We start from the raw sequence: 491 nt of genomic DNA on the forward strand, positions 1-491 counted from the left end.
GTCGAGAATACGGAAAATATCATCACAACCTCTGCCGGTCATAACAAGATAACAGCCTAACCCTTGTGGGTTGTCCTCTGTCTTTCTTGCGTCCCCCGATACATAAATATCTCCAATCTGCCAGCGTGCTTGATAAGTCTTGAATTTTATCATTGCTGGATAAACATTGAAAATGTCAGTCGGTAAATCTAAAATGTGCATGATTACATCTTCAGCGGTTGCCGTTTCAAATACAATGCTGATGTAATCAATCTTAACGGATAAATTTTTGTGTGTAGTTATAGTGCATTTCTCCTTTCGTATGCCCCGTTTTTTTGCGGGGTAAAAATTGTGTTTTTTCCTTTATTTATTACAGTTTCTAGGTACTATGACATGTATACGCAGGGCGGTGTTACATATACGCCCTTTACGAACGCCTAAAGGCGTTCCCTTTCCAAAAGGAACTGTCTGTCCGAACACGTCTGGGGGACGTGCCCCTTCCAGCCAGCCCC

The 491-nt window shown here is 42.4% G+C and carries 1 protein-coding gene; it reads right to left on the reverse strand.

The window, feature by feature from the left end:
- On the reverse strand, positions 1–201 hold a 201-nt coding region (locus NE664_13445; GenBank protein MCQ4727637.1), incomplete at its 3' end, for a replication initiation factor domain-containing protein.
- Positions 202–491 lie beyond the last annotated feature (290 nt).

The organism is Anaerotignum faecicola (assembly GCA_024460105.1).
Lineage (GTDB): Bacteria > Bacillota > Clostridia > Lachnospirales > Anaerotignaceae > JANFXS01.